Origin of the sequence: Bacillus sp. YP1, from assembly GCF_000877815.1 — a bacterium.
Classification (GTDB): Bacteria; Bacillota; Bacilli; order Bacillales; family Bacillaceae; genus Bacillus; species Bacillus subtilis.
The window spans coordinates 2,043,566-2,068,509 of sequence record NZ_CP010014.1 but is presented as its reverse complement, the minus strand read 5'-3'; the positions used below and the strand labels follow the sequence as shown (position 1 = coordinate 2,068,509).

Genomic DNA, 24,944 nt, shown 5'->3' with positions numbered 1-24,944 from the left:
ACGCGAAACGTGGAACAAAAGCTGAAGGCAATGAAGAACACAGCACAAAATAAAACGTGGGTATCCTTCCTGACTCAAAACCATCCCTATACCTTGCTTCACTGGTCAATTGGAGGAGCAGAGTCCATCAAGAAAGATGTCTGGCTATTGCAGGATGAAATGACCTTCGAGACGCAGGAGTTTACAACGATAGATCTTGCGATTGAATGGATCAGAGAAAATATGGATGGCATTACCGACGTTCTGTAACATAAAAAAGCGAAAGAGCCGAAGAGGCCTTTCGCTTTTTTATTCTGTTGAATCATTCATGTTGTCTAAAAACTCCTGCACTGTTTTTCGGTACGTATCCCGATTTTTGGTATATGACATGGCGTGTTCACCGTTCTCGGCAATGTACAGCGCTTTCGGCCCGCGTTTCTTTTCATAAAGCCGCTTGGTTGAAGAAACAGGAATGTAGTCATCATCCTTACTGTGAATAAAGAGGACCGGCTTTTCGATTTTATCAATGACAGCAAGCGGAGATACTTCACGTGCGCGATAGCCGCCTCTCAGCTTCAAAAAGAAGTCGGCGATAGGAAGCAGGGGCCAAGACGGGAGCCTGTATTCCGCTCTCAGCCGGTAGGCAAGCTGTTCATCAAAACATGCGAACGGACAATCGGCAATATAAAAATCAGCGCCATCGCTGCAGTGTGCACCAGCATAAAGCAGGGCGGTCACAGCTCCCATCGACTCACCGTGAATTCCGATCAATCCGCGATGATTTGTTTTGTTTTTGAGCCAGCTGACAACCTTATTGAGATCATCCTTTTCGTAAAACCCGTAGCTGGTCGTCTTTCCGCCGCTTTGGCCATGCCGGCGATGGTCATAAATGAGCACATTCCAGCCGAGACCAAGAAATAAATGCATATACTTAAGAGAATTCAGCACATTCATGGTTACCCCGTGGCAGATGATGATGGTATTTGGTGTGTCATGCGGTGCGACATGGTATCCTTTTATGTCGTACCCGTAAGCGGATGGTATCACAAAAGCGGTTTTCTCCATTTGTTCAAATGATTCAAACACATCATGTCCGTCGTCTGTCTCTCTTTTGATAATGTCTTCATCCGTTTTTTTCTTGATGTATAGAATCATATTCGAAAAAACAATTCCGATTGCGATGACAGCTGTTACGAGAGCGCCAATGGCCAAAAAGATTTTCTTCAACAAGTCACAGCACCTTTCAACTAAATATAGGTAATTCGTGTTTAAAATCATTATACCTAAACACTGCTTCGCTGAGAAAGTAATCAGAAGAGAGTCTGCTTGTTCAGTGTATATGCTCCGTGATAAACTGTCTTCAAAACAAAACTTGGGGGAAGTCTGAATGAAAAAACAAAAATCCGCTGATAAGCACCAGCTAAAAGACGGCCTTCAATCCGATATCAAAGCAAAGCTTATGGAGATGAAGAGCCAATTGAAGGAAGAGGATGAAAAGAGGCAGGAAAGAGAAAAAGCAGAACAGATCAGAAAGAAAAAAGAGATCGAAAAAAATAAGAGCTTTGAAGAACTCCTAAATGAAAGCCAAATGGATTGGCATCAATATAAATAAACCAGCACCCGTACGGGTGCTGGTTTTTCTGCTATGAGCGATGAGCTTTGTAAATGTCTTGTTTCGCATGAGATTGGAGCGCTTTGATTTCTTCTTCGGTTAAACGCCGTGCATTTGCTGCCTGAATATTTTCCCGTAACTGCTCAATCTTACTGGCGCCTGTAATCACTGAAGCGACAGCCGGCTGTGCTAGCAGATACTGCAGCGACTTTTCTGTCATGGAAAGATCGGGAGCCACTTCCTCCATTGCCTTGCGGGCGTTTGTCAGTTCCTCGAATGAATAGGACAAGTACCCGTTTTGTTTCATGCTGTCTGAAGCTTGATCAAGCGGTTTTTCAGTTAAGAGCCCTTTGGCAACAGGACCTCTGGCGACTACGCTGATTTGATGTTCCTCTAAAAGCGGGAGCCATTCCTCAGGGCGTCTGTCAAACAGGCTGAATTGCATCATAATGCTGACGATGTTTGATTTTTTTACATATTCTTTAATCACATTCGGGCGGATGGAAGAAATGCCGTAGTAGCGGATGACACCTTCTTGTTTTAATTCCTCAAACGCTTCGATCGTTTCATCAATGTTGTCCTCTATCGTGCCGCCGTGAAGCTGATAAAGGTCGATATAATCTGTTTTCAGACGTGTAAGGCTCTTTTTTACTGCCTCTTTTATGTAAGCTTTTGAAGGGTCCCAATACCAGCCCTCGCTTCCGTCATCCCAACGGTTTCCCGCTTTTGTTGCCAGTATAATATCCTGGCGTCTGTTTTGGATCGCATCACCGACAATTTCTTCATTGCGGCCTCGGTCATACAAATCCGCTGTGTCCAAATAGTTGATGCCAAGCTCGATCGCTTCATCCAGAATGGACAATGCTTTGTTTTTTTCAGTTCCAAGAGACATACAGCCGAGTCCGACTTCACTAATGTCTAAATCAGATGTACCCAATTTGCGCTTTTTCATGTGCACACTCCTTTTTTAGGCTTTGTATTGACCGTAATATAAAGGAGCTAAAGTTTCAACTTTTATGGCTTTGAGATCCAATCTTTCACATATTGAAATGTGCGTCCATACTCTTTTAACTTCGCCCGAATTTCCCATGCTTTTCCGACTAAGACAACACCTTTTGGCATGCGGTGCACTTTCACGGAGAAGCCCCCTTTTGCTCTAGTATGATAAAATGTATGGGGCATCATATAGAGACAGAACGGGAGATGAAGAAATGAAATCATTAGAAGAAAAAACAATTGCCAAAGAACAGATCTTTTCGGGTAAAGTCATTGATCTTTATGTCGAGGATGTAGAGCTGCCAAACGGCAAAGCCAGTAAACGTGAAATTGTGAAACACCCTGGAGCTGTAGCGGTACTAGCCGTCACAGATGAAGGGAAAATCATCATGGTCAAACAATTCCGTAAGCCGCTTGAGCGGACGATCGTTGAAATTCCGGCCGGTAAGCTTGAAAAAGGTGAGGAGCCGGAGTATACGGCACTTCGGGAACTTGAAGAGGAAACCGGTTATACAGCAAAAAAACTGACAAAAATAACTGCGTTTTATACATCACCCGGATTTGCAGATGAGATCGTTCACGTTTTTCTTGCTGAGGAGCTTTCTGTGCTTGAAGAAAAACGGGAGCTTGATGAGGACGAGTTTGTTGAAGTGATGGAGGTGACGCTTGAAGATGCGCTAAAGCTGGTTGAATCGCGTGAAGTATATGATGCTAAAACAGCCTACGCGATTCAGTATCTTCAACTGAAAGAAGCGCTCCAAGCACAAAAATGAAAAAGATTTACGCGGATTTGCACATTCATATCGGCCGGACCTTTACAGGAAGGGCTGTCAAAATAACAGGCGCCAAAACACTAACGCTGGACAGAATTTTGGTTGAAGCCAGTGAACATAAAGGAATTGAACTCCTCGGCATTATCGACTGTCATTCTCCGGAAGTCATTCTAGAGCTTGAGGAAGGCATTTCATCTGGAAAATATCGCGAGCTTGACGGGGGAGGAATCCGTTATCGCAGCACGACTCTTTTATTGGGGAGCGAGCTGGAGATTTATGATGAAGCCTGTAGCGGACCGATCCATGTGCTCGTATTTATGCCGACGCTGGCTGATATGAAACAGTTTTCAAACTGGCTGTCAGCCCGGCTGAAAAATATTCATTTAAGCTCGCAGCGGATTTATGAAACGGGCTTAAACCTGCAAAAAAAAGTGCAGAATATGGGCGGCTTGTTTATCCCCGCCCATATCTTTACGCCGCATAAAAGCTTATATGGAAAAGGGGTTAAATCAAGCTTAACTGAGGTTTTTGATCCATCTATGATAGACGCGGTGGAGCTTGGATTAAGCTGTGATACAGACATGGCATCACAGGTATCTGAATTGAATCCGTATCCTTTTTTAACAAATTCTGATGCGCATTCGTTGGGGAAAATCGGCAGAGAATATAATGAACTATATGTGCAGTCAGCTGATTTTACTGAATTTGCTCTTGCATTAAAGGGACAAGATGACAGGAAAATTATCGCAAATTATGGCTTGGACCCGTTATTGGGGAAATATTATCAGACTGCTTGCGAAGCGTGCGGAGAGCCTGCTGTAAGCGGGGAAACAGCGTGCGCGAATTGCGGAAATGCCAGATTTACCAAGGGAGTCAGCGAAAGATTGCGTGAATTGAGTGATCAGCTTGAAGTTCGCGTCCCGCGTCCGCGATATGTACATCAGATCCCGCTGCAATTTGTTCCGGGTGTAGGCCCGAAAACGCTGGACAAACTAAAAAAAGCCTTCGGAACAGAAATGGCTGTTCTTCATGAGGCTGCAGAAGAAGATTTGGCTCGCGTTGTCCCGCCGAAAACCGCGGCGCTTATCGTAAAAGCGAGATCCGGAAAACTGGAATTGAAAGCCGGAGGAGGAGGAACCTACGGTAAAATTAAACCGTGAGCTAAAGATTAACTCAGTTCCTCCTGTACTTTTCTTTTTGTGCGTATAAAGGTAATCAGCTGGATGATTTCATCTTCACTCAGCGGCTGGCCATCAACAGAAATGGTAAAGTCAAGGCTGCTCCACGTGGCCAATTCTATGGCCTGAGGAGCAGTCTGCTTTTGTTTCTCGCGGCCTAAAAGTTCATCGCAGGTTGTGTCAAAGAGGTCAGCCAGCATGGCAAGCGCTTCAAGTGAAGGCCGTCGGTAGCCTGACTCGTAGCCGGCATATGTGCTTTTTGCGATACCGAGAAGGTCAGCTGTATATTGAAGCGACCAATTTTTCTTTTTTCTCAATTCAGTTAAACGATCTAGATTCATGAACTTCCGCTCCTTTTTCACCTTGAGCTGATTATATCATATAGGTATTAGGAAGTGTACGCGAATTGAATAATAATGTCTTGCGTATTTTATTTTCCGTGTCTATAATTGCATTAAAAGTATGCGAAAAGCGAATACCTTCTCGCAACCCATCTTTAGATACAGTGAAGAGGTGCATGGTATGAAAAAATTATTGATGTTGACAACTGGGGGAACGATTGCTTCAGTTGAAGGGGAAAATGGGCTGGCTCCCGGAGTCAAGGCTGATGAATTATTAAGTTACGTATCAAAACTTGATAACGATTACACAATGGAAACTCAGTCGCTTATGAATATAGACAGCACCAATATGCAGCCTGAATACTGGGTGGAAATAGCGGAAGCCGTTAAGGAAAATTATGATGCCTATGACGGGTTTGTTATTACTCACGGTACAGATACAATGGCCTATACATCTGCAGCACTATCGTATATGCTGCAGCATGCCAAAAAGCCGATTGTCATCACCGGCTCGCAGATTCCGATCACGTTCCAAAAAACCGATGCCAAAAAAAATATTACTGATGCCATTCGATTTGCCTGTGAAGGCGTGGGCGGCGTTTATGTTATATTTGACGGCAGAGTCATTCAGGGAACGCGTGCGATCAAATTAAGAACGAAAAGCTACGACGCATTTGAAAGCATCAATTACCCATATATCGCTTTTATCAATGAAGACGGGATTGAATACAACAAACAAGTAACGGAACCTGAGAACGACACCTTCACAGTTGACACTTCACTATGCACAGATGTATGTCTGCTGAAGCTGCATCCAGGCTTAAAGCCCGAAATGTTTGATGCCCTGAAAAGCATGTACAAAGGAATTGTCATTGAGAGTTATGGCAGCGGAGGGGTGCCGTTTGAAGGCAGGGACATTTTGTCAAAAGTGAATGAGCTGATCGAAAGCGGCATTGTCGTCGTCATTACGACTCAATGTCTTGAAGAAGGCGAAGACATGAGCATTTACGAGGTTGGCCGCAGAGTCAACCAAGACTTAATTATCCGATCAAGAAATATGAACACAGAAGCAATTGTGCCAAAATTGATGTGGGCGCTAGGTCAGTCTTCGGATCTTCCTGTCGTCAAGAGAATTATGGAAACGCCGATAGCTGATGACGTTGTCCTGTAAAATGTAAAAACGATAACCAGCAAAGAGAAAGAAGGTTAAAGATTATGTTAAACGGCCAAAAAGAATATCGCGTGGAAAAAGACTTCCTTGGGGAAAAACAAATTGAGGCAGATGTTTATTACGGAATTCAGACGCTCCGTGCTTCTGAAAATTTCCCGATCACAGGATACAAAATCCATGAGGAAATGATTAACGCACTGGCGATTGTGAAAAAAGCTGCGGCTCTTGCCAACATGGACGTGAAACGGCTGTATGAAGGAATTGGCCAAGCTATCGTACAAGCTGCTGACGAGATTCTGGAAGGCAAGTGGCACGATCAGTTTATCGTCGATCCGATTCAGGGCGGTGCCGGAACTTCTATGAACATGAACGCGAATGAGGTTATCGGAAACCGGGCGCTTGAAATCATGGGACATAAAAAGGGAGATTATATCCATTTAAGTCCAAACACACATGTGAACATGTCACAGTCTACGAACGATGTGTTCCCGACTGCTATTCATATTTCCACATTGAAGCTCTTAGAAAAACTGCTGAAAACAATGGAAGATATGCATAGTGTGTTTAAGCAAAAAGCACAGGAGTTTGACTCTGTTATTAAAATGGGCCGGACACACCTTCAAGATGCGGTTCCGATCCGTCTTGGCCAGGAATTCGAAGCTTACAGCCGTGTTCTCGAGCGTGATATCAAACGAATCAAGCAATCGCGCCAGCACCTATATGAAGTCAACATGGGCGCAACTGCTGTTGGTACAGGGCTGAACGCTGATCCTGAATATATCAAACAGGTAGTAAAGCACCTTGCTGATATTAGCGGCCTTCCTCTTGTCGGCGCTGACCATCTTGTTGATGCGACACAAAATACAGATGCCTATACAGAGGTATCAGCTTCATTAAAAGTCTGCATGATGAACATGTCGAAGATCGCAAACGACCTGCGCTTAATGGCGTCGGGACCGCGCGCCGGACTTGCGGAAATTTCTCTGCCTGCACGTCAGCCGGGTTCATCTATTATGCCGGGGAAAGTCAATCCGGTTATGGCGGAGCTGATCAACCAAATTGCGTTCCAGGTTATCGGAAACGACAATACAATCTGCCTTGCTTCAGAAGCCGGCCAGCTTGAGTTGAACGTCATGGAGCCCGTGCTTGTCTTTAATTTGCTTCAATCCATCAGCATCATGAACAACGGCTTCCGTTCGTTCACTGACAACTGCTTAAAGGGCATTGAAGCCAACGAAAAGCGGTTGAAGCAATACGTAGAAAAAAGCGCAGGCGTGATCACAGCTGTCAATCCGCATCTTGGATATGAAGCGGCTGCCAGAATTGCCCGGGAAGCGATTATGACAGGCCAATCAGTCCGTGACCTTTGCCTGCAGCATGATGTGCTGACTGAAGAAGAATTGGATATTATTTTAAACCCATATGAGATGACCAAACCAGGTATCGCAGGGAAAGAACTATTAGAAAAATAAAATTTGTATAAAATACAGCTTATTCATCTCCGAATAGTCGGATGAATAAGCTGTTTACAACATAGGGATGAGGAAGTATAGTATACGTGTTGCACTATATATTGAAAGCGTTTTAGCTTTTACATGAAGGGGGACTTCTTTTGAAGGATGTAAGATTGCCAACACTATTTGAAATTATTATTGTACTAGGAGTATTTTTAGCACTTGTTCTATCGTTTACAGTCTTTCTCGACTTGCCGATACAGCTGGCGCTTTTTGTTTCATGGTTTATTGCAATGCTTTTAGGTATAAGACTCGGTTATTCTTATAAAGATTTACAAAATGCGATTGTACATGGGATATCAAATGGCCTTGAAGCCGTACTGATTCTCGTTTCAGTTGGGGCACTCATCGGAACATGGATTGCCGGAGGCGTTGTGCCGACTTTGATTTATTACGGACTGGAATTTATTCACCCAAGTATCTTTTTACTGGCAACGTTAATTATTTGTTCCATTATGTCTGTGGCAACAGGAACGTCATGGGGAACAGTCGGAACTGCCGGCATTGCCATGATCGCAATTGGAGAGGGTTTAGGCATTCCGCTTCCTCTAGTAGCGGGAGCTATTCTTTCAGGTGCTTATTTCGGGGACAAGCTGTCTCCGCTGTCTGACAGTACAGTTCTAGCTTCTTCACTATCAAAAGTCGATGTATTGGCTCACGTGAGAGCAATGCTTTATTTATCAATACCTGCTTATGTCATTACAGCTATACTCTTTACAGTTGTTGGATTTATGTACGGCGGGAAAAATATTGATCTTGATAAAGTTGAATTCTTAAAATCATCTTTGCAAAACACGTTTGACATTCATATTTGGATGCTGATCCCGGCAGTTGTCGTCATAGTCTTATTGGCGATGAAAAAGCCATCTATGCCAGTTATCGTAATTGGCGCTTTACTCGGTGCAATCTGGGCTGTCGTTTTCCAAGGGATGGATATTGCCCATGCGATTGCAACTGCGTACAACGGTTTCTCTATTAAAACTGATGTTGAATTTTTGAACGGCTTGTTAAACCGCGGTGGAATTGTCGGTATGCTTGATTCTCTCGTCGTCATCATCTTTGGCCTTGGTTTTGGCGGTCTGCTTGAGAAACTCGGCGTGTTAAAAGTCATTGTTTCAACGTTTGAAAAGAAATTAACTTCAGCCGGCAATGTCACATTGTCTACACTGATCGTAGCGTTTTTAGCGAACATCTTCGGCTGTGCGATGTATGTATCTCTTATTTTGACTCCAAAAATTATGGAAGACAGCTATGATCGCTTGCATCTGGACAGAAGAGTGTTATCACGTAACTCAGAGGTCGGGGGAACATTGACTTCGGGGATGGTACCTTGGTCTGATAATGGGATTTACATGGCTGGTATTTTAGGTGTTTCTACCTTCTCTTATCTGCCGTTTATGTGGCTCAGTTTTGTAGCAATAGGTCTTGCAATTATCTATGGTTATACAGGAAAATTTATATGGTATACGAAAAACAATACAGTTAAAGCCGAAAAACTAGGCTAATAGGGGAGGATCACTGAATGATAGCGAAACACATGATTCGGACACTGATGATCGAAACGCCTTCGGTTCCCGGAAATCTTGGAAGGGTGGCTACGGCCATCGGCCTTCTGGGCGGGGATATTGGTGAAGTGGAGACGGTAAAAGTCGGACCCAATTACACAATGCGGAATATTACCGTTCAAGTGGAGAATGAAGAACAGCTTCAGGAAGTGATCGCGGCTGTACAGGCCCTCGGAGAAGGGATCAGGCTTCACACCGTATCTGATGAAGTCCTGTCCGCACATGAAGGCGGAAAAATCCAAATGAAAAGCAAAATGCCGATCCGTTCACTGGCAGAGCTGGGACGTGTCTACACACCAGGTGTTGCGGACGTGTGCCGACTGATCGAAAAAGAACCTGAAAAAGCTTCTATTTATACAACGATCAGCAATTCTGTTGCAATTGTAACGGATGGAACCGCAATTTTAGGCCTTGGGAATATCGGCTCTGTGGCTGGCATGCCTGTCATGGAAGGAAAGGCTGCTTTGTTTGATCAGCTGGCGGGTATTAGCGGCATTCCGATACTGCTTGATACGAGTGATCCTGAAGAAATCATCAAAACAGTAAAACATATTTCTCCGGGCTTTAGCGGCATCCTTCTTGAGGATATCGGTTCGCCGCATTGTTTTGAAATCGAGGATCGCCTAAAAGAGGAGCTGAACATCCCTGTTATGCACGATGACCAGCATGGTACAGCTGTAGTGACGCTGGCAGCTGCCATTTCGGCATGCAGGAGTGCGGGAGTTGACCTGAAAGAAGCGAAAGTGGGGCAAATCGGCCTTGGCGCAGCAGGCGTGGCCATCTGCCGGATGTTCATGGCTTATGGTGTGAATGCTGTGTACGGCACAGACAAATCAGAGTCAGCAATGAACCGTCTCGAACAATACGGCGGACAGGCAGTTTCCAGTATTGAGGAGCTCATGGAAACATGTGATATTGTCATTGCTACAACGGGCGTTCCGGGTTTAATAAAACCTGCATTTGTACGTTCTGGTCAAGTGATTTTGGCTTTATCGAATCCGAAGCCGGAAATTGAGCCGGAGGCCGCACTGCAGGCTGGCGCCGCATATGCAGCTGACGGGCGTTCTGTTAATAATGTACTCGGTTTTCCGGGGATTTTTAGAGGAGCGCTTAACGCAAAAAGCACGGAGATTAATCATGATATGCTTGTCGCAGCAGCAGAGGCCATCGCAGCTTGCACTAAACAAGGTGATGTTGTCCCTCAGCCGCTTGATTCAAAAGTCCATCATGCGGTAGCAGCAGCTGTCGAGCATGCAGCTCTTACAGCAGTGAAATAAATGTAGCTAAACAGCACCTGTCGTAGCAGGTGCTGTTTTTTTCTTATTATTGTTCAATTTTGTTATCATTACTATGAAAAAAAAGGGAGTGATCACATGGCAAAAAGCCAAGCGAAAAAGAAGCGGGAGCATCGATTGAGAAACGGCGGACGTGACGTCTTATTATCAAGAGGCAGCACACCATCTTTCAGCACACATGAAAGAATGACAAAAAGCAAAAAAGAGATTTTGAATAAACGGAAGCATAAGAATCCTTATGATCATACAGCAGTTGATGATAAGGATTTTTTTGTGCCCAAAAAAGCCGCCTAGCATTCGTCTCTATCGTTTCTTTTTGAAAAAGGGCATGTTTTTCCGTTTCTTTCATACAATCTATTAAATCAAATCACTAGAACGGGCGGGAGGAAACGGTATGCGAAAAATCTCTTATAAGGACATGTTTCTCAGGCATGTCAAAGATCATCTCTCTCTTTATATATTTGTGTCAGTGCTGTTTTTCATGGGTGTCATCTTTGGCGCGATTATTGTCAACAGTATGACCATCAGCCAGAAAGAAGATTTATACTACTACTTAAGTCAATTTTTTGGACAGCTTTCGGATGGAAAACAGGCAAGTTCAGCTGATATGTTTGGGCAAAGTATCTTTCATAATGCAAAGTATTTAGGCCTGATGTGGATACTGGGAATTTCCGTCATTGGAATGCCGATTATTTTCATCATGATCTTTCTGAAAGGGATCGTCGTCGGCTTTACTGTCGGGTTCCTAGTCAATCAGATGGGAGTAAGCGGGTTTTTCCTATCTTTTGTCTCCGTTTTGCCGCAAAATGTGCTGCTGATTCCGGCTTATCTCATTATGGGCACATGTGCAATTGCGTTTTCTTTAAAGTTAATCAGACAGCTGTTCGTGAAACGAAGCCTGCATGACGCGCCGATTCAATGGTTCGGGCGGTATGCCTTTGTGCTGCTGGTCATTCTGTTTTTAGCGCTGATCTCATCTCTCTTTGAAGCATACTTATCTCCTGTTTTAATGGAAAAGCTTACATCTAGACTTTTTTAAAATTATTATTAAAAGAAAACCGTTTTATTTATCAGTTTATAATAATTATAGTTGGAACTCTGCGCGTATTTTGTTATAATGAGTCATGGAATGCGGCGTAGGAGGGAAAGACATGGAAAACCGTATTGATCGAATTAAGAAACAACTGCACTCATCCAGCTATAAACTTACGCCACAGCGTGAAGCGACAGTAAGAGTGCTGCTTGAAAACGAAGAAGACCATTTAAGCGCAGAAGATGTATACCTCCTCGTAAAAGAGAAATCTCCTGAGATCGGTCTCGCTACAGTATACCGTACGCTTGAATTATTAACTGAATTAAAAGTCGTAGATAAAATTAACTTTGGAGACGGTGTGTCCCGTTACGACCTTCGGAAAGAGGGCGCAGCTCACTTTCATCACCACTTGGTGTGCATGGAGTGCGGAGCCGTTGATGAAATTGAAGAAGATTTGCTTGAAGACGTGGAAGAAATCATTGAACGTGATTGGAAATTTAAGATTAAAGATCATAGATTGACGTTTCACGGCATTTGCCACCGCTGTAACGGAAAAGAAACTGAATAGACGGTGCCGAGCGCGAACCTTTTCTCATGGGGAAAGGGTTTTTTGCTGTTTCTATGTATAAAACCTTTCTGATTTGGCATATGGTTTATATAACTGGAACCATAGGGAAAGGATCGATTAGGACATGGGAAGATTCCTGAAAACAGCTGTCGATGCATTGAAAGTTTTCATCCTGTTTACCGGTTTTACCGCTTTGTTCTATTATGCTATGATATGGGTGAATCAAGAGTATGAAAACTATCATCGGTATGATAAACCGGAAGGCTCCGCTGTAAAAGTTGTTGAAATGGATCAGGATGAAAAAGGCGGATGGTTCGACCGGTTGATCTTTTTTTACCAAAACGGGGAGTAGATCAAGAGTGAAAGATCAAATAAAGGATTTCATCCACTACGTCATGGTAGAGAGAGGGCTCTCTCAAAATACGATCGTATCCTATGAACGTGACTTGAAAAGCTATTCTCTCTACTTAACAGAAACCCTTCATGTTACAGATTGGAATCACGTTACCCGCATACATATTATCCAATACTTAAAGCATTTGAAGGACTCGGGGAAATCCGGCAAGACATCGGCGCGGCATTTGGCATCCATTCGCTCTTTTCATCAATTTCTGCTCAGGGAAAAAGTAACGGATAAGGACCCTTCCGTTCATATCGAAACACAAAAGACGGAACGGGCGCTTCCGAAGGTGCTCGCACTCAATGAAGTCGAGCGATTATTGGACACGCCTAAGCTGACGAGCCCTTTCGGATATCGGGATAAAGCAATGCTGGAGCTGCTTTATGCGACAGGCATACGAGTCAGTGAAATGATTGAGTTGAAAACGGCAGATGTTCATTTATCTATGGGGTTTATCCGATGCTTCGGCAAAGGAAGAAAAGAACGGATTGTGCCAATTGGTGAAGCCGCCGCTTCCGCCATTGAGGAATATATGACACAAGCCAGGGGAAAACTGTTAAAAAATAATGTATCTGACGCCCTCTTTTTAAATCATCACGGCAAACAGATCAGCCGCCAGGGATTTTGGAAGAACCTGAAAAAAATCGCGTTGGAAGCCGGCATTAAGAAAGAGCTGACTCCGCATACACTCAGGCATTCCTTTGCGACGCATCTGCTTGAGAACGGGGCAGATTTAAGAGCGGTGCAGGAAATGCTCGGTCATGCGGATATATCCACAACGCAAATTTATACGCATGTGACGAAAACAAGGCTGAAGGATGTGTACAAGCAGTTTCATCCGCGAGCATAGCCGCAGGTGGCTGCGGCTTTTTTGTTTAGAGCGACAGAAAATATTGAAGTTTCTCATTATTTCCAAATACATTGTCAACGGGAATGAAAACGGTTTATACTTGAGTTGTCAGACCTCTTAGCGATACAATAGACGTATAGAAAAAAAGGAGGCTTTCAAGATGCCTGCATACAAATATAATCGTGTGTTTTTAATTGTGATGGACTCAGTCGGAATCGGCGAAGCGCCGGATGCCGCTGACTTTAATGACGAAGGCGCTCATACGCTCGGTCATATTGCCGAGCATATGAACGGATTACATATGCCGAATATGGCAAAGCTCGGCCTTGGTCTTATCGAAGATATCAAAGGTGTAGAAAAAACAGAACATCCGCTTGCCTATTATGGAAAAATGCAAGAAGCGTCAAACGGAAAAGATACGATGACCGGACATTGGGAGATTATGGGTTTATACATTGATAAACCATTTAAAGTGTTCCCGGAAGGCTTTCCTGATGAATTGCTTCAAGAGCTGGAAAAGAGATCTGGCCGCAAAATTATTGGAAACAAGCCGGCTTCCGGCACAGCGATTTTGGATGAGCTTGGTCAGGAGCACATGGAGACAGGGGCTTTAATTGTTTACACGTCTGCTGACTCTGTTCTGCAAATTGCCGCTCACGAAGAGGTTGTGCCGCTTGAGGAGCTGTATCGCATTTGCGAAACGGCGAGAGAGCTGACGCTTGATCCGAAATATATGGTTGGCCGCATTATTGCACGGCCGTTCGTCGGAGAGCCGGGTCAATTCAAACGGACGCCAAACCGCCATGATTATGCGCTGAAGCCGTTTGATCGCACTGTCATGAATGAATTGAAAGACAGCGGCTTAGATGTGATTTCAATCGGTAAAATCTCTGATATTTACGACGGAGAAGGCATTACTTCTTCACGCAGAACGGTTTCTAATATGGACGGAATGGACAAGGTGATCGATACGCTGGGAGAAGACTTTACGGGTCTGAGCTTTGCGAACCTTGTTGATTTTGACGCGTTATTCGGACACCGCCGTGACCCTGAAGGCTACGGACGCGCGCTTGAAGAATTTGATGCGCGGCTTCCGGAAGTGTTTGAAAAAATGAGAGAAGACGATCTGTTAATTATTACAGCCGACCATGGCAATGATCCGATTCATCATGGGACTGACCATACACGCGAGTATGTGCCGATTCTCGCTTACAGCAAAAAACATAAGAAAGCGAAAATGCTGCCGCTTGCAGATACATTTGCCGATATTGGCGCAACGATCGCTGATAATTTCCAAACAAATAAACCGAAATACGGGAAAAGCTTTTTATCTTTATTACAATAGGGGGACTGTTTCTTGAAGGACAGAATTGAACGCGCAGCCGCTTTTATTAAACAAAACCTGCCGGAATCTCCGAAGATCGGCCTTATTTTAGGCTCAGGTCTTGGCATTTTGGCGGACGAAATCGAAAATCCGGTCAAGCTGAAATATGAAGATATACCTGAATTCCCGGTATCTACTGTTGAAGGGCATGCCGGACAGCTTGTGCTTGGCACTCTTGAAGGAGTTTCCGTCATTGCAATGCAGGGCCGCTTTCATTTTTATGAAGGCTACTCAATGGAGAAAGTCACATTCCCTGTACGCGTGATGAAAGCGCTCGGTGTGGAAGCGTTGATCGTGACAAATGCCGCAGGCGGTGTCAACACTGAATTCCGTGCGGGAGATTTAATGATTATTACCGATCATATCAACTTTATGGGAACAAACCCGTTAATCGGGCCAAACGAAGCAGATTTCGGCGCCAGATTTCCAGATATGTCTTCAGCCTATGACAAAGATCTGTCCAGCCTGGCTGAAAAGATTGCGAAAGACCTTAATATCCCAATTCAAAAAGGCGTGTACACTGCTGTGACAGGACCTTCTTACGAAACACCGGCAGAAGTCCGTTTCTTAAGAACGATGGGCTCTGATGCAGTCGGCATGTCTACTGTTCCGGAAGTCATTGTAGCGAATCATGCGGGAATGCGGGTTCTTGGCATTTCCTGCATCTCTAACGCGGCAGCCGGAATTCTGGATCAGCCTTTAAGTCACGATGAAGTTATGGAAGTGACCGAAAAAGTAAAAGCTGGATTCTTAAAGCTTGTTAAAGCGATCGTCGCTCAGTACGAATAAATATGAATCAATGCAGGATCAAAAGACAGCTGTGTCTGATATCACACAGCTGTCTTTTTTTATGGCCAAAATTCGAAACATTTTCCATCAGTGGCGTATAAAACCATCCCGCTTGGAAAAAATAAAAAGGATTATGAAATGGAGGGCTTTTGAGATGAAACGTCTTTTATCCACTTTGTTGATTGGTATAATGCTGCTTACATTTGCACCGTCTGCATTTGCAAAACAAGACGGAAAACGTACATCGGAGCTTGCTCATGAAGCGAAGTCTGCGGTGCTGATAGAACGTGACACGGGAAAAGTGCTTTACAACAAGAACAGCAATGAGAGACTGGCGCCTGCAAGCATGACGAAAATTATGACGATGCTTTTGATTATGGAAGCTTTAGATAAAGGCAAAATCAAAATGAGTGATAAGGTCCGTACAAGCGAACATGCGGCGTCAATGGGCGGCTCACAGATATTCCTTGAGCCCGGCGAAGAAATGACTGTCAAAGAAATGCTGAAAGGCATCGCAATCGCTTCGGGGAATGACGCTTCCGTTGCCATGGCTGAATTTATTTCCGGCTCTGAAGAAGAATTTGTGAAGAAAATGAATAAAAAAGCAAAAGAGCTGGGATTGAAAAATACATCCTTTAAAAACCCAACAGGACTGACCGAGGAAGGACACTACAGCTCTGCTTATGACATGGCAATCATGGCTAAGGAATTATTGAAATACGAATCAATTACGAAGTTTACCGGCACGTATGAAGATTATCTGCGTGAAAATACAGATAAAAAGTTTTGGCTTGTAAATACAAATCGCCTTATCAAATTTTATCCTGGTGTAGACGGCGTAAAAACAGGCTATACAGGCGAAGCGAAATATTGTCTGACTGCTTCGGCTAAAAAAGGAAACATGCGGGCCATAGCGGTTGTATTCGGAGCGAGCACGCCTAAAGAAAGAAACGCGCAAGTGACAAAAATGCTTGACTTCGCCTTTAGCCAGTATGAAACGCATCCTTTATATAAACGAAATGAAACAGTAGCAAAAGTAAAGGTCAAAAAAGGGAAACAAAAATTTATCGAACTCACTACATCTGAGCCGATTTCAATATTGACGAAAAAAGGCGAGGATATGAACGATGTGAAAAAAGAAATCAAGATGAAGGACAATATTAGTGCTCCGATTCAAAAAGGCCAAGAGCTTGGCACTCTTGTTCTGAAAAAGGATGGAGAAGTAATCGCTGAAAGTCCTGTTGCTGCAAAAGAAGATATGAAGAAAGCCGGGTTTATCACATTCTTGAAGCGGACGATGGGAGACTGGACAAAATTTAAGTAATTATGCCGAATGACCACTAGTTTTGTCACGGTGAAGGAATTCATTCCGTCGAAATCGAAACACTCATTATCCGATCATATCAAGGAGGAATGAGCATGAGCCTTGGAATTGACATGCATGTCAAAGAATCTGTGCTTTGTATTCGATTAACAGGCGAACTCGATCACCATACGGCTGAAACCCTGAAGCAAAAAGTGACTCAATCATTGGAGAAGGATGATATTCGCCATATCGTGCTGAACTTGGAGGACCTTTCCTTTATGGACAGCTCGGGGCTTGGCGTTATTTTAGGAAGATACAAGCAAATTAAGCAAATTGGCGGAGAAATGGTTGTTTGCGCTATCTCTCCTGCGGTGAAGCGATTGTTTGATATGTCGGGTCTGTTTAAAATTATACGATTTGAACAATCTGAACAGCAGGCGCTCCTGACACTGGGGGTGGCATCATGAAAAATGAAATGCACATTGAGTTTTCTGCCCTCAGTCAGAATGAATCGTTCGCCCGTGTGACAGTTGCTTCATTTATAGCTCAGCTGGACCCGACAATGGATGAACTGACTGAAATCAAAACAGTCGTGTCAGAGGCTGTCACAAATGCAATTATCCATGGATATGAAGAGAACTGTGAAGGGAAAGTTTACATTTCAGTGACGCTGGAAGATCATGTCGTATATATGACCATTCGTGATGAAGGCTTAGGCATTACAGATCTTGAAGAAGCCCGTCAGCCTCTATTTACGACTAAGCCTGAGCTTGAGCGCTCTGGAATGGGCTTTACCATTATGGAAAATTTCATGGATGATGTCAGTATCGATTCATCGCCTGAAATGGGAACAACGATTCGCTTAACAAAGCACTTATCAAAAAGCAAAGCGCTTTGTAATTAAGGAGATTTGTTATGGATGTGGAGGTTAAGAAAAACGGCAAAAACGCTCAGCTGAAGGATCATGAAGTAAAGGAATTAATCAAACAAAGCCAAAATGGCGACCAGCAGGCAAGAGACCTCCTCATAGAAAAAAACATGCGTCTTGTTTGGTCTGTCGTACAGCGGTTTTTAAACAGAGGATATGAGCCTGACGATCTCTTCCAGATCGGCTGCATCGGGCTGTTAAAATCTGTTGACAAATTTGATTTAACCTATGATGTGCGTTTTTCAACGTATGCAGTGCCGATGATTATCGGAGAAATCCAACGATTTATCCGTGATGACGGAACCGTAAAGGTATCACGGTCATTAAAAGAGCTTGGAAACAAAATCCGGCGCGCAAAGGATGAGCTTTCGAAAACACTGGGCAGAGTGCCGACGGTGCAGGAGATCGCTGACCATTTGGAGATTGAAGCTGAGGATGTTGTACTGGCCCAAGAGGCGGTAAGGGCTCCATCTTCGATTCACGAAACCGTTTATGAAAATGACGGAGATCCGATTACCCTGCTTGATCAAATCGCTGACAACTCAGAAGAAAAATGGTTTGACAAAATTGCGCTGAAAGAAGCAATCAGCGATTTGGAGGAAAGGGAAAAACTAATCGTCTATCTCAGATATTATAAAGACCAGACACAGTCCGAGGTGGCTGAGCGGCTCGGGATCTCTCAGGTGCAGGTTTCCAGGCTTGAAAAGAAAATATTAAAACAGATCAAGGTTCAAATGGATCATACGGATGGCTAGTCTGCAGTGCAGGCTAGCTTTTTTGTGTGCAAAAGCGTGGTAATTTATGGTCTTTTCGAGCGGATGAATGAGAACAAAATCGAACCACATACTACATATATAACCACCGAAAGATGGTGATCAATGATGGAACGACGAATATTTATCCGGCTTCGCCACCGGGTGCTGGCACATCCAGGGGATATTATTACCGTTGGAGATGCCGCGCAAATAGAAGGGCAGCTTCAGCTGAAAAAGAAACTTTCGGCTATGCCGCTTTATCAGGTGAGCGAAAAAGATAAAAATATCGTAATTCTGGATATCATACAAGTCCTCAGAGCCATTCATTTACAAGATCCGACACTTGATGTTCAAACCGTAGGCGGAGCAGAAACCATTGTTGAAATTCAATATCGAAAGCGAAATTTATCAACGGTTCTATTTATCGGTGTCTGGCTGCTTCTGTTTATTGGATCGTGTCTTGCCATCATGAACTTTCATGAGGATGTAAGCATGAGAGATGTTCATATCGCACTATATGAAATCATAACCGGAGAGAGGAATGACTATCCATATTTGCTTCAAATCCCATACAGCATCGGTTTGGGACTGGGGATGATCGTGTTTTTTAACCACATATTTAAAAAGCGCCTAAATGAAGAGCCCAGCCCGCTGGAGGTTGAGATGTTTAACTATCAGCTTGATCTCGATCAATATGTGGCCATGCATGAGAATCAAGAAACCATAAAGGATCTGCATGATCGTTAGTGTATTGTTCATTATTTTTGTAGGGCTCGGCGGAGGCATAACGGTGGGGGCGGGTTTCGTTGCTTTTTTAACCGTAATGGGAATCATTCCGCGGCTGATGCAGCTCACCAAAACAATGAGATTTGTTCAGGCTTATGAAGCGGCTGTCATTCTTGGCGCGGTTTGCGGGGGATGGGAGACGCTTCACATGAATCATCTTTATCTAACAAAATGGATAGCTGTGCCGGTCGGGCTTCTGGCAGGTTTGTTCGTCGGGATGCTAGCGGCTGCTCTTACAGAAGTTTTAAATGTCCTGCCGATTTTGGCGAAACGAATCGGGCTCAGAAGTAAAATCATTATTTTATTAATGGCCATCGTGATTGGGAAAATCGCGGGATCTTTATTTCACTGGCTGTACTTTATTGACCATTCATAAGGAGGTTTCAAGATGACAAACATAAAAGAAAATTACAAATCAAAAGTGAAAACATATCAGCCTAAGCCGCCTTACGTCTGGAACTGTGTAAAAGCCTTTTTAGTGGGCGGACTGATTTGTGCAATCGGGCAAGGTCTGCAAAATTTTTATATCCATTTTTTTGATTTCAATGAAAAAACTGCGGGGAATCCAACAGCTGCAACGCTGATATTAATTTCTGCCCTGCTTACAGGGTTTGGCATCTATGACAGAATCGGACAATTCGCAGGCGCAGGTTCAGCCGTACCTGTCACAGGTTTTGCCAACAGTATGGCAAGCGCGGCTCTTGAATATAAAAGCGAAGGATTAGTGCTTGGAGTAGCGACAAATATGTTTAAACTGGCAGGAAATGTTATTGTTTTCGGAGTTGTAGCTGCATACATCGTTGGAATGATTCGGTTTGCTTTTGAGAAACTGATGTCATAGGAGGAGAAGAAAATGAAATTAACAGGAAAGCAAACCTGGGTATTTGAACATCCCATATTTGTCAACTCAGCGGGAACGGCAGCAGGACCAAAGGAAAAAGACGGACCGCTCGGCTCTTTATTTGATAAAACCTATGACGAAATGCATTGTAATCAAAAAAGCTGGGAAATGGCGGAACGGCAGCTGATGGAAGACGCTGTTAATGTTGCACTTCAAAAAAACAATCTGACAAAAGATGATATTGACCTATTGCTGGCAGGCGACTTGCTGAACCAAAACGTGACGGCTAACTATGTGGCAAGACACTTGAAAATCCCATTTCTTTGTATGTTTGGCGCCTGTTCAACATCAATGGAAACAGTGGCTGTCGCATCAGCCTTAGTTGATGGCGGGTTTGCCAAAAGGGCACTCGCTGCCACTAGCAGTCACAATGCAACTGCGGAAAGACAGTTTCGCTATCCGACAGAATACGGAGGCCAAAAACCGGACACTGCTACCTCCACTGTAACCGGAAGCGGTGCAGTTGTCATCAGTCAGACACCGGGTGATATCCAAATCACAAGTGCGACTGTCGGAAAGGTTTCTGATTTAGGAATTACAGACCCTTTTGATATGGGATCGGCTATGGCTCCGGCTGCAGCTGATACGATTAAGCAGCACTTTAAAGATCTCAACCGGACAGCGGATGATTATGATCTAATCCTGACAGGTGACCTGTCAGGCGTCGGTTCTCCAATCGTAAAAGACATCTTAAAAGAAGATGGATATCCAGTCGGCACAAAGCATGATGATTGCGGGCTTCTGATTTACACTCCGGATCAGCAGGTCTTTGCCGGGGGGAGCGGCTGTGCTTGTTCAGCGGTTGTCACCTACTCTCATATTTTTAAGCAGCTGAGAGAAGGAAAATTAAACCGTGTATTTGTCGTAGCGACCGGGGCACTATTAAGCCCGACGATGATCCAGCAAAAAGAAACCATCCCGACTATCGCCCACGGGGTTGTATTTGAGCGTGCAGGAGGTGCATCTTAACATGGACTACCTTTTGGCTTTTGTCTGCGGCGGGGCCATTTGTATCGTCGGCCAGCTGCTCTTGGATATTTTTAAATTGACGCCAGCTCATGTCATGACATCATTTGTTGTAATCGGTGCAATATTAGATGGTTTCGGCATTTACGATAAATTTATTGAATTTGCCGGAGGAGGCGCCACCGTTCCGATCGTCAGCTTTGGTCACAGTCTTCTGCACGGCGCCATGCATCAGGCGCATATACACGGATTTATCGGAATCGGCATGGGGATTTTTGAGCTGACCTCGGCCGGTATCTCAGCCGCTATTCTTTTCGCCTTTATCGTAGCTGTTATTTTCAAACCGAAAGGATAATGCCGACATGACGACAAAACGCAAGGTCATACTGGTAACAGACGGGGATGTTTATGCCGCTAAAACAATTGAATACGCCGCAAGCAAAGTGGGAGGTCGATGCATTTCACAATCAAAAGGGAATCCTTCCACCCGTAGCGGCGCCGAGCTTGTCAAGCTGATCGCCTCAGCACCGTATGATCCTGTATTTGTCATGTTTGACGACTCCGGCCTTCAAGGAGAGGGTCCGGGAGAAGCCGCTCTAACCTATGTCGCAACCCATCCGTCTATTGAAGTGCTCGGTGTGATTGCGGTCGCTTCAAAAACACATCAGGCTGAATGGACCAGGGTCGATGTAAGCATTGACCGCAATGGAGAAATAACTGAATACGGCGTCGATAAAGTCGGGGAAAGAGAATTTGATGACCACAGAATGAGTGGAGATACAGTCTATTGCCTTGATAAACTTGATCTCCCGCTTATTGTCGGTATCGGGGATATCGGCAAAATGGGCAGAAAAGACGATATCTCAAAAGGGTCGCCAATCACCATGAAAGCGGTCGAGTTTATTTTAGAAAGGAGCGGGTATCATGCCGGACCACAAGGAAGAGAAAATTCGGGTTTATCGGAATCCAGCTAAAAATGAAGAGTATTTCAAAAACCGTGTTGGGATGGGGACGAGCTATGATGTAGGTGTTCGCAAGCTCACGATTTTAGATAAAGAGATCCAGCTTTACTATCTAAATGGATTATGCGATACAGCCTATATTATTCATTTAATGAGAGAGCTTGTCGCCATTAACAATCGGAAAGAAGACCCTGATGAGCTGGTCGACATCGTCGAAAACAGGCTGCTTAACGCCCAGGTCGAAAAAGTAAAAACCTTGGATGAAACCACCGACCAAGTGCTGTCCGGGCTCGTCGCTGTCATTGTTGAAGGTGCAGGCTTCGCATTTATAATTGACGTCAGAAGCTATCCGGGCAGAAACCCGGAAGAACCTGATACGGAAAAGGTAGTCAGAGGAGCCAGAGACGGATTTGTTGAAAATATTGTCGTCAATACGGCCCTTCTCAGAAGGCGGATCAGAGACGAGCGCCTTCGAGTCAAGATGACTAAAGTTGGTGAGCGGTCAAAGACGGATTTAAGCATTTGTTATATAGAAGATATAGCTGATCCGGATCTGGTTGAGATCGTAGAAAAAGAAATTGCATCCATTGATGTCGATGGATTAACAATGGCAGACAAAACTGTCGAGGAATTCATTGTTAATCAAAGCTATAATCCTTTTCCGCTCGTGCGCTATACAGAAAGACCGGATGTGGCCGCAAATCATGTTCTAGAAGGCCATGTTATCATTATAGTGGACACATCGCCGAGTGTGATCATTACCCCGACGACTTTATTTCACCATGTGCAGCATGCTGAAGAATATAGGCAGGCGCCTTCAGTCGGGACCTTTTTAAGATGGGTAAGATTTTTCGGTATTCTTGCTTCTACTTTATTTCTTCCGATCTGGTTTCTCTTTGTGCTTCAGCCTGATCTGCTCCCGGACAACATGAAATTTATCGGTTTAAATAAAGATACGCATATCCCGATCATCCTGCAGATATTTTTAGCTGACTTAGGAATCGAGTTTCTCAGAATGGCTGCCATTCACACCCCGACGGCTTTATCGACAGCAATGGGTTTAATTGCCGCTGTTCTGATCGGGCAGATTGCGATTGAGGTCGGCCTTTTTTCTCCTGAGGTAATTCTGTACGTCTCACTTGCGGCGATTGGAACCTTTACGACGCCTAGTTATGAATTAAGCTTGGCAAACAAAATGAGCCGTCTTGTCCTCATGATACTCGTTGCCTTATTTCATATAAAAGGGCTCGTCATCGGATTTACAGTGCTAATTATTGCCATGGCAAGCATCAAATCCCTTCAGACACCGTACTTATGGCCGCTGATTCCCTTTAACGGAAAGGCGCTGTGGCAGGTTCTTGTCCGCACAGCGAAACCTGGCGCAAAAGTAAGACCCAGTATCGTTCACCCCAAAAATCGTTTAAGACAGCCTACCAATTCATAATCGCATTGAAACTGACTGAAGAGTATGATAATGTATGTCTTAATTATGAAGGGACAGTCCATAAAACTGTCCTTTCATCCATAAGCGGAGAAAGAGGGAATGACATTGTTCTTACACGGCACAAGCAGACAAAATCAACATGGTCATTTAGAAATCGGAGGTGTGGATGCTCTCTATTTAGCGGAGAAATATGGTACACCTCTTTACGTATATGATGTGGCTTTAATACGTGAGCGTGCTAAAAGCTTTAAGCAGGCGTTTATTTCTGCAGGGCTGAAAGCACAGGTGGCATATGCGAGTAAAGCATTCTCATCAGTCGCAATGATTCAGCTCGCTGAGGAAGAGGGACTTTCTTTAGATGTCGTATCCGGAGGAGAGCTATATACGGCTGTTGCGGCAGGCTTTCCGGCAGAACGCATCCACTTTCATGGGAACAATAAGAGCAGGGAAGAACTGCGGATGGCGCTTGAGCACCGCATCGGCTGCATTGTGGTGGATAATTTCTATGAAATTGCGCTTCTTGAAGACCTATGTAAAGAAACGGGTCACTCCATCGATGTTCTTCTTCGGATCACGCCCGGAGTAGAAGCGCATACGCATGACTACATTACAACGGGCCAGGAAGATTCAAAGTTTGGTTTCGATCTTCATAACGGACAAACTGAACGGGCCATTGAACAAGTATTACAATCGGAACACATTCAGCTGCTGGGTGTCCATTGCCATATCGGCTCGCAAATCTTTGATACGGCCGGTTTTGTGTTAGCAGCGGAAAAAATCTTCAAAAAACTAGACGAGTGGAGAGATTCATATTCATTTGTATCCAAGGTGCTGAATCTTGGAGGAGGTTTCGGCATTCGTTATACGGAAGATGATGAACCGCTTCATGCCACTGAATACGTTGAAAAAATTATTGAAGCTGTGAAAGAAAATGCCTCCCGTTACGGTTTTGATATTCCGGAAATTTGGATCGAACCGGGCCGTTCTCTCGTGGGAGACGCAGGCACAACCCTTTATACGGTTGGCTCTCAAAAAGAAGTGCCGGGTGTCCGCCAATATGTGGCAGTAGACGGAGGCATGAACGACAATATTCGTCCTGCGCTTTACCAAGCTAAATATGAAGCTGCGGCAGCCAACAGGATCGGAGAAGCGCATGACAAAACGGTATCGATTGCCGGAAAGTGCTGTGAAAGCGGAGATATGCTGATTTGGGATATTGACCTGCCGGAAGTAAAAGAAGGCGATCTTCTTGCCGTTTTTTGTACAGGCGCTTATGGATACAGCATGGCCAACAATTATAACCGTATTCCGAGACCCGCCGTTGTATTTGTCGAAAACGGTGAGGCTCATTTAGTCGTGAAGCGAGAAACATACGAAGATATTGTAAAACTTGATCTGCCATTTAAAACGGGTGTAAAGCAATAAAAGAAAGCGCCGATTTTTCGGCG

General features: G+C 44.3%; 31 protein-coding genes. 27 read left to right on the top strand and 4 right to left on the bottom strand.

The genetic code is table 11. The annotated features are described in order from the left end of the window. The first annotated feature begins 9 nt into the window (after window positions 1-9). Window positions 10-249 (top strand): DUF2552 family protein, encoded by a 240-nt coding sequence (locus QF06_RS10015; protein WP_041849986.1) that lies wholly within the window; start codon window positions 10-12, stop codon window positions 247-249. 39 nt (window positions 250-288) lie between these two features. On the opposite strand, the gene QF06_RS10010 is transcribed toward QF06_RS10015, so the two are convergent. Beyond that, window positions 289-1,206: an alpha/beta hydrolase gene (locus tag QF06_RS10010; RefSeq protein ID WP_015483406.1), complete on the bottom strand. Its 918-nt coding sequence runs from the start codon at window positions 1,204-1,206 to the stop codon at window positions 289-291. A gap of 160 nt (window positions 1,207-1,366) precedes the next feature. Between QF06_RS10010 and QF06_RS10005 the strand changes: the two genes are divergently transcribed. Further along, entirely contained in the window at window positions 1,367-1,591 is a 225-nt protein-coding gene (locus tag QF06_RS10005; protein WP_003230416.1) for a YqkE family protein, read from the top strand. Window positions 1,592-1,622: 31 nt separating this feature from the next. Here QF06_RS10005 and QF06_RS10000 read toward each other — a convergent pair whose 3' ends face one another. Both QF06_RS10000 and mciZ read right to left on the bottom strand, forming a co-directional pair. Continuing rightward, window positions 1,623-2,543 (bottom strand): aldo/keto reductase, encoded by a 921-nt coding sequence (locus QF06_RS10000; RefSeq protein ID WP_021479963.1) that lies wholly within the window; start codon window positions 2,541-2,543, stop codon window positions 1,623-1,625. Between the two features lie 62 nt (window positions 2,544-2,605). Beyond that, the gene (gene mciZ / locus QF06_RS09995; RefSeq protein WP_003230420.1) at window positions 2,606-2,728 is read right to left on the bottom strand and encodes a Z-ring formation inhibitor MciZ; all 123 of its coding nucleotides are present in this window, start codon (window positions 2,726-2,728) and stop codon (window positions 2,606-2,608) included. A 74-nt stretch (window positions 2,729-2,802) separates the two neighbouring features. On the opposite strand from mciZ, the gene nudF reads away from it, so the two are divergent. Together nudF and QF06_RS09985 are read left to right on the top strand one after the other, a co-directional pair. Continuing rightward, window positions 2,803-3,360, top strand: coding sequence for an ADP-ribose pyrophosphatase (gene nudF / locus QF06_RS09990; protein WP_004398600.1), 558 nt, complete (start codon window positions 2,803-2,805; stop codon window positions 3,358-3,360). Next, window positions 3,357-4,520, top strand: a complete 1,164-nt coding sequence (locus QF06_RS09985) for a TIGR00375 family protein (protein WP_041849985.1) — start codon at window positions 3,357-3,359, stop codon at window positions 4,518-4,520. The genes nudF and QF06_RS09985 overlap by 4 nt, the downstream gene beginning before the upstream one ends. 8 nt (window positions 4,521-4,528) lie before the next feature. Here QF06_RS09985 and ansR read toward each other — a convergent pair whose 3' ends face one another. Further along, the gene (ansR, locus tag QF06_RS09980) at window positions 4,529-4,879 is read right to left on the bottom strand and encodes an HTH-type transcriptional regulator AnsR (protein ID WP_004399024.1); all 351 of its coding nucleotides are present in this window, start codon (window positions 4,877-4,879) and stop codon (window positions 4,529-4,531) included. A 181-nt stretch (window positions 4,880-5,060) separates the two neighbouring features. On the opposite strand from ansR, the gene ansA reads away from it, so the two are divergent. The 23 genes from ansA to lysA all read left to right on the top strand — a co-directional run bounded on the left by ansA (window position 5,061) and on the right by lysA (window position 24,921). Next, complete coding sequence (ansA, locus tag QF06_RS09975; protein WP_043940150.1) at window positions 5,061-6,050, top strand: asparaginase; 990 nt, start codon at window positions 5,061-5,063, stop codon at window positions 6,048-6,050. Between the two features lie 44 nt (window positions 6,051-6,094). Next, window positions 6,095-7,522: an aspartate ammonia-lyase gene (gene aspA, locus QF06_RS09970; RefSeq protein WP_014477246.1), complete on the top strand. Its 1,428-nt coding sequence runs from the start codon at window positions 6,095-6,097 to the stop codon at window positions 7,520-7,522. A 140-nt stretch (window positions 7,523-7,662) separates the two neighbouring features. Next, entirely contained in the window at window positions 7,663-9,069 is a 1,407-nt protein-coding gene (gene mleN / locus QF06_RS09965) for a malate-H+/Na+-lactate antiporter MleN (protein WP_014480178.1), read from the top strand. Window positions 9,070-9,086: 17 nt separating this feature from the next. Beyond that, window positions 9,087-10,406 carry an NAD-dependent malic enzyme gene (locus tag QF06_RS09960; RefSeq protein ID WP_004398731.1) on the top strand — a complete coding sequence of 440 codons (1,320 nt, stop codon included), beginning with the start codon at window positions 9,087-9,089 and terminating at the stop codon, window positions 10,404-10,406. A gap of 96 nt (window positions 10,407-10,502) precedes the next feature. Then, complete coding sequence (locus tag QF06_RS09955) at window positions 10,503-10,718, top strand: hypothetical protein (protein ID WP_038829773.1); 216 nt, start codon at window positions 10,503-10,505, stop codon at window positions 10,716-10,718. A gap of 100 nt (window positions 10,719-10,818) precedes the next feature. Next, window positions 10,819-11,463, top strand: a complete 645-nt coding sequence (gene spoIIM, locus QF06_RS09950) for a stage II sporulation protein M (RefSeq protein ID WP_004398593.1) — start codon at window positions 10,819-10,821, stop codon at window positions 11,461-11,463. Between the two features lie 112 nt (window positions 11,464-11,575). Continuing rightward, complete coding sequence (gene fur / locus QF06_RS09945) at window positions 11,576-12,025, top strand: ferric iron uptake transcriptional regulator (protein ID WP_003223972.1); 450 nt, start codon at window positions 11,576-11,578, stop codon at window positions 12,023-12,025. A gap of 124 nt (window positions 12,026-12,149) precedes the next feature. Beyond that, the gene (locus tag QF06_RS09940; protein ID WP_003230440.1) at window positions 12,150-12,377 is read left to right on the top strand and encodes a YqzK family protein; all 228 of its coding nucleotides are present in this window, start codon (window positions 12,150-12,152) and stop codon (window positions 12,375-12,377) included. Window positions 12,378-12,384: 7 nt separating this feature from the next. Next, the gene (gene xerD, locus QF06_RS09935) at window positions 12,385-13,275 is read left to right on the top strand and encodes a site-specific tyrosine recombinase XerD (protein WP_041849983.1); all 891 of its coding nucleotides are present in this window, start codon (window positions 12,385-12,387) and stop codon (window positions 13,273-13,275) included. 160 nt (window positions 13,276-13,435) lie between these two features. Continuing rightward, window positions 13,436-14,620 carry a phosphopentomutase gene (deoB, locus tag QF06_RS09930; RefSeq protein ID WP_041849982.1) on the top strand — a complete coding sequence of 395 codons (1,185 nt, stop codon included), beginning with the start codon at window positions 13,436-13,438 and terminating at the stop codon, window positions 14,618-14,620. Between the two features lie 12 nt (window positions 14,621-14,632). Beyond that, entirely contained in the window at window positions 14,633-15,448 is an 816-nt protein-coding gene (locus QF06_RS09925; RefSeq protein WP_003230447.1) for a purine nucleoside phosphorylase I, inosine and guanosine-specific, read from the top strand. Between the two features lie 154 nt (window positions 15,449-15,602). Next, entirely contained in the window at window positions 15,603-16,772 is a 1,170-nt protein-coding gene (gene dacF / locus QF06_RS09920; RefSeq protein WP_041850193.1) for a D-alanyl-D-alanine carboxypeptidase DacF, read from the top strand. Between the two features lie 95 nt (window positions 16,773-16,867). Further along, a complete protein-coding gene (gene spoIIAA / locus QF06_RS09915; protein WP_003223957.1) occupies window positions 16,868-17,221 on the top strand; it encodes an anti-sigma F factor antagonist in 354 nt (117 codons plus the stop codon). Further along, window positions 17,218-17,658: an anti-sigma F factor gene (gene spoIIAB / locus QF06_RS09910; protein WP_014477237.1), complete on the top strand. Its 441-nt coding sequence runs from the start codon at window positions 17,218-17,220 to the stop codon at window positions 17,656-17,658. The genes spoIIAA and spoIIAB overlap by 4 nt, the downstream gene beginning before the upstream one ends. Before the next feature lie 11 nt (window positions 17,659-17,669). Then, window positions 17,670-18,437: an RNA polymerase sporulation sigma factor SigF gene (gene sigF / locus QF06_RS09905; protein WP_003230458.1), complete on the top strand. Its 768-nt coding sequence runs from the start codon at window positions 17,670-17,672 to the stop codon at window positions 18,435-18,437. Window positions 18,438-18,563: 126 nt separating this feature from the next. Then, window positions 18,564-19,184, top strand: a complete 621-nt coding sequence (gene spoVAA, locus QF06_RS09900; RefSeq protein WP_015714205.1) for a stage V sporulation protein SpoVAA — start codon at window positions 18,564-18,566, stop codon at window positions 19,182-19,184. Next, window positions 19,174-19,599, top strand: coding sequence for a stage V sporulation protein SpoVAB (gene spoVAB / locus QF06_RS09895; protein ID WP_003230463.1), 426 nt, complete (start codon window positions 19,174-19,176; stop codon window positions 19,597-19,599). The genes spoVAA and spoVAB overlap by 11 nt, the downstream gene beginning before the upstream one ends. Before the next feature lie 12 nt (window positions 19,600-19,611). Beyond that, complete coding sequence (gene spoVAC, locus QF06_RS09890) at window positions 19,612-20,064, top strand: stage V sporulation protein AC (protein ID WP_003223947.1); 453 nt, start codon at window positions 19,612-19,614, stop codon at window positions 20,062-20,064. 12 nt (window positions 20,065-20,076) lie between these two features. Beyond that, window positions 20,077-21,093 (top strand): stage V sporulation protein AD, encoded by a 1,017-nt coding sequence (spoVAD, locus tag QF06_RS09885; protein WP_003230465.1) that lies wholly within the window; start codon window positions 20,077-20,079, stop codon window positions 21,091-21,093. Between the two features lies 1 nt (window position 21,094). Continuing rightward, window positions 21,095-21,445, top strand: a complete 351-nt coding sequence (gene spoVAE / locus QF06_RS09880) for a stage V sporulation protein AE (protein WP_003230467.1) — start codon at window positions 21,095-21,097, stop codon at window positions 21,443-21,445. 7 nt (window positions 21,446-21,452) lie between these two features. After that, window positions 21,453-22,064, top strand: coding sequence for a stage V sporulation protein SpoVABEA (gene spoVAEA / locus QF06_RS09875; RefSeq protein WP_003230469.1), 612 nt, complete (start codon window positions 21,453-21,455; stop codon window positions 22,062-22,064). After that, window positions 22,015-23,496 carry a spore germination protein SpoVAF gene (spoVAF, locus tag QF06_RS09870; RefSeq protein WP_003230471.1) on the top strand — a complete coding sequence of 494 codons (1,482 nt, stop codon included), beginning with the start codon at window positions 22,015-22,017 and terminating at the stop codon, window positions 23,494-23,496. Before spoVAEA ends, spoVAF begins: the two co-directional genes overlap by 50 nt. Window positions 23,497-23,601: 105 nt before the next feature. Then, window positions 23,602-24,921: a diaminopimelate decarboxylase gene (lysA, locus tag QF06_RS09865; RefSeq protein ID WP_004398851.1), complete on the top strand. Its 1,320-nt coding sequence runs from the start codon at window positions 23,602-23,604 to the stop codon at window positions 24,919-24,921. Window positions 24,922-24,944: the final 23 nt, after the last annotated feature.